This window comes from uncultured Clostridium sp., from assembly GCF_937920395.1.
Lineage (GTDB): Bacteria > Bacillota > Clostridia > Clostridiales > Clostridiaceae > Clostridium_AD.
The window spans coordinates 1-4,835 of record NZ_CALEVF010000114.1 but is presented as its reverse complement, the minus strand read 5'-3'; the positions used below and the strand labels follow the sequence as shown (position 1 = coordinate 4,835).

Annotated in this window: 3 protein-coding genes; 2 read left to right on the top strand and 1 reads right to left on the bottom strand. The window is 25.0% G+C overall.

The genetic code is table 11. The features are described from left to right. The coding region (locus Q0649_RS09425; protein WP_298840713.1) for a transposase at window positions 1-218 on the top strand (218 nt) is incomplete at its 5' end. A gap of 238 nt (window positions 219-456) precedes the next feature. On the opposite strand, the gene Q0649_RS09420 is transcribed toward Q0649_RS09425, so the two are convergent. After that, window positions 457-3,513: an AAA family ATPase gene (locus Q0649_RS09420; RefSeq protein WP_298840710.1), complete on the bottom strand. Its 3,057-nt coding sequence runs from the start codon at window positions 3,511-3,513 to the stop codon at window positions 457-459. Between the two features lie 407 nt (window positions 3,514-3,920). On the opposite strand from Q0649_RS09420, the gene Q0649_RS09415 reads away from it, so the two are divergent. Continuing rightward, window positions 3,921-4,724 (top strand): diaminopimelate epimerase, encoded by an 804-nt coding sequence (locus tag Q0649_RS09415; protein WP_298840707.1) that lies wholly within the window; start codon window positions 3,921-3,923, stop codon window positions 4,722-4,724. Window positions 4,725-4,835: the final 111 nt, after the last annotated feature.

Below are 4,835 nucleotides of genomic sequence, written 5' to 3'. Positions count from 1 at the left end.
AAGGAATTATGTTAAGAACTAATAGGTCAATTCAAGTTGAAGGTGCATTTGGAGTCTTAAAAGAAGATCATGTGGTTAACCGATTTTTAACAAGAGGAAAAAACAATGTAAAAACTGAGTTTACTCTTTTATGCTTTGGGTATAACATAAATAAATTTCACCATAAAATTCAAGAAGATAGGTGTGGAATTTCGTTACATGAAATAAAAGCATCTTAAAAATTAAAAATAAAATATAAAAATTAGGAGATTCAAGAATCTTCTTTTTAGAATATCCAAAAATAAAAAGTAGCTAAAACTAAATATTATTAAAGTGATTTTTTTTGATATTTGACCTAAAAATAACAAAGAAAAAAAGATGCCTCTTTAAATAATTTTTCAATCATTTTGAGACACCCTCTTATTTGCTTCTGATGTCTGGGACTAATGTTAGACATCAGAATAGCAGATTGTATCATTAAAGAATATTATCTTTATTCATTAAGGTGTTTAGCAAATTTATTTCATAGTTATCCTTTGAGGAAGTCAAAAATTTAATACTATTTTTACAATAGAATTGTAAATTTTCATTCAAGTATATATTAAAAATTTTATTTAAATTATCATTATTTTTCATTTCATTTTTAATTTGAGCTTTTACCATATATACGATTCCAATTTCATGAGGATTTTTTAGCAATTTTGAATGTAAATCTGAATTTTTTAAATATTTTAAAGCACCTTCATAATTTCCTTCATTAATTATTATTTTAGACATAAAGGCTTCTACAATAGACTTTTCCCACATTAAATCGAATTGTTTATATATATCCATAGCCTTTTGAAAATACGTTTTTGCTTCAGAATACGCTCCCATGTTGAAACATGTTTCACCAGCATTTATATTAAAAATAGAAAGACTGGTAAGTATATTTTTTTCTTCACATATTTTTATTGCTTTTTTAAAAAATTCTAAAGCTTCCTGAAATTTCATGTTTTGTCTTCTTATATCTCCTATATAGTTATAAGCGGCTGCTATACTTAAGGCATATTTATCAGCTACACTTTTAGTTACATTAAAAACATTTATAGATTCATTAAACAGTTCCTCTGCTTCGTTATATTTTCCCTGCATTTTTTTATATAGTGCTTTAAATCGTAAAAATACTCCTATTTCCATATGGTAATTACAATCTGCTGCTTTATCTAAACCTATATTTACATATTTTATCATTCCATCAATATTATTGGTCTGTATACAATAATATATCATTTGCTTATACCCTTCTATAGAGTAATCTGAGTCATCAATTTCATTAGCTTTTTCTATCATTTCACTTATGAACTTAACACCTTTTTCATAATCTCCTTCTCGTATAAGATATCTTCCTTTAATATGTAAAAATTCGATCTCTAAACTCAAAACTTCCTTAGAACTATTATAATCATTTTTTACTTTTAATAATAGAATTTCTATTTTCTTTATGCTTTTAATGGTTTTGTTATTACTAAAATATAAATTATTATAAAAATTAACATCTTTAGAATATAATACTGGATAAAGTTCATGGCTAAAATTCAAATATACATTTAAACTTTTTATACTATATTTCAGTGTTGATAGATTATTATCTGCATTTGAAAAATGATAAACAAGTTTATTGTAAATGTTTATATCTTCTCTGTTATTTTTTAAACTTTTTTCTATAATATATCCTATCTTATTATGAAGAATTTTTTTTCTTGCCAAGGATAGATTAATATAAATGAATTCTCTTAACTTCTGATGTGTAAACATAAAACTTATTACATTATTGTTAGTAACTTCTTTTAATATGAATTTATTTTCAAGTTCCTCTATTGAATCAATTATTTTAAGTTCTTCTTCCCCTGTAAGTTCATGTAAGATGTATAATGGAATTTCATCAAAGAATAGAGATGAGATTCTCAAAATGTTTTTACAGTCTTCTGAAATATCTAAAAACCTGCTTTTCATTATATCTTTCATTTTAGAAGACATAATATTTATATCACTATTAAATTTTATAGTATTAATATATTCTGTTAAAAAAAATGCATTTCCTTCAGTTTCATTGTATATTTTATTTAATATCTCTTTATTAAAATTTTTTTTGGGAAGAACAAGTTTAATAAAATTTTCTACTTCAACATTATTAAATCTTAACAAATCAAGCCTTAAAATTTTATTATGCTTATTTGCTGAAACTAGGAATTTATCTATTTCGATATTGTATTCATTTCTATAGGTCATAAAACACAAAATATTAGTATTACAATGTAAAATCATACTGCTTAAAATCCTTAAACTACCACTATCAATCCACTGTATATCTTCAAAAATAAGTATTACTTTTTTTGTTTCTGCTATTTTAGCAAGTATATTAGTTATTATATTACTGATAAATTCATATTTTAACGTATATTTACTATCTGAAATTTTAATGCCTTGTTCTATATTGCTTAATTTATTAAAACCTGAAAAACAATTTTCAATAATATTTTCCCATAAAGTTGGAATTTTTATTTTTTTACATTTCATAATTTGAGATAGTTTAGATAATATAACATTCCATGGCTTTAAAATGCAATCTTTTTCAAATTGAAAACAATAAGTTTCTAAAACATAAGTTGTATCCTCATCTACTATTTCTATAAATTTATCTTTAAGTCGTGTTTTACCTATACCAGCTTCACCTACCAAAAGCACAGATTTTAAACATCCATTTTTATTGAAATTATTGTAAGCATTTTGTAATATTCTCAATTCATTATATCGTCCATAGAAAAATTCATCAGTGTTTTTATTAATGCCCCTTGTATTCATAATATCTACTATTTCATTGACTACGTTTAATATTTTATCATTAGGAGAAATGGATAATTCATCTTTAAATAATCTCTTAATATTATTGTATTCTTCAATTGCTATGGTATATTTGCCTTGCTTTTTATAACTTTCAAGTAAATATACATAAGCATTTTCATTAAATTCATCTATTTTTATTAATAACTTTGAATATTTTTCAACTATATTATAATTACTATTTTGTAATTCTTTTTCTATTTTTTTATTCAATCTATCTGTATATATACATTCCAAATTTTCACGCATTTCTAATATCCAAATTTCAAAATTTTCTGCATTTTTAGGACAAAATCCCTGTAGAAATTCTCCTTTGAAAACATCTATTTCATTTTCATCTCTCATAAACTTATATATATCTACATCTATTTCTATATTTGGATTGAGCATAATTATTGATTTTTGAGGGGACACCAATATCGAAACATTAGAGCATTTATTTATTTTATAGATAGCATTTCTTAGATTCTTTTTGGCGTAACCTTCTTCTTGATTAGCCCAAAAAAGTTCTGAAAGATGTTCTCTGTTATCTTGCTTATTTAGTAGTAAATAACAAAATAGGCCTTGAGCTTTACTGTAAGGGAAGAATATTTCCTCCTTATTGACAGTTACACTAAAATTACCAAACATTTTACAATATATATAATCCATCAAATCACTCCCATATAATTCCATAAACTTCCTTATACAAATTATACTACAATTTAGATGAAAATCCAAAATATAATTCCAAATTAATAGATGTAATATAGATGTAATGGTATAATATTACATAAAAGGAAAGATAAAAATGGAAAATATGATTATGCCAAAGATATAAATGTATTTAGATGAGAAAAACTTTAATGAGCTACTAATGTGCAGTATATACTTTAAAATTTCAGTTAACTTTGTTAGTAAATTATAATAGACACTTATTTGACGCTTTGAAGTTAAAATTGATTTATGAAGTTAAGGTTAGTAGTAGCCTTAGGTATAGAAGATAAATTTATATCAAAATATAAAGGGAAGTGATAATAATAAAGTTGCATTTTATTAAAGTAAATCCAGCAGGAAATATGACAGTTTTCATTTTAGATCATGTTCCGAGACAATTTCATATCAATGTTGCTAATAAAATTATGGAGTATGGAAGCATTAATGCTGAGCAGGTTGGTTTTATAGAAAAACATTGTACAGAAGAAGGAAAAAGTAAAAACTGTGTTAGACTTCAGATGATGGGGGGAGAGTTTTGTGGAAATGCTGCAAGGTCACTAGCAGCGATTTTAGTGGATAAGAACTATTCTTGTGTGGAAATGAGAAATGAAAAATTTATTGTTCCACTAGAAGTGTCAGGATTTAACGGAGTAATAAATTGTGAGGTAGAGCGTTTAAAAAACAACAACGAATATAATTCTAAAATTGTTATGCCTTTAGTTAAATCAACTAAAGATTTTTATGTTAATCACAATGGAATCGTATACAAATGCTTTCTGGTAGAGTTTCCAGGGATAATTCACTTAATAGTGGATTGTGATGGAATATCTGATAAAGAAGGATTTTTTTTAAAAGTAAAAAGCAAACTGGAATATGCAGGCTTTGAAGCATTAGGAGTTATGTTTTACGATTATAAGAAATTGTACATGGAGCCATTAGTATATGTTAAGAGAACAGATAGTTTGTTTTGGGAAAAAAGTTGCGCTTCAGGTACATCCGCTTTGGCGGTAGCCTTAACGCAAAAACAAAAGAGGAGCTTAGACATTTTAGTTAAGCAACCAGGAGGAGAACTTCAAGTTACTACTAAATGGGACAATGGATGTATAAAAAAAATTTGCTTAAATGGTAAGATTAAAATTGTTGCTGAAGGTAAAGTTTATATGTAATAATTAAACATTGATATTTATAAAAATAAGACAAAGGTGTTAACACTATCACAAATTTGATAGTGTTAACTAACTTATGAAAAAATAATAATTGGGAAAATTAGGATATAT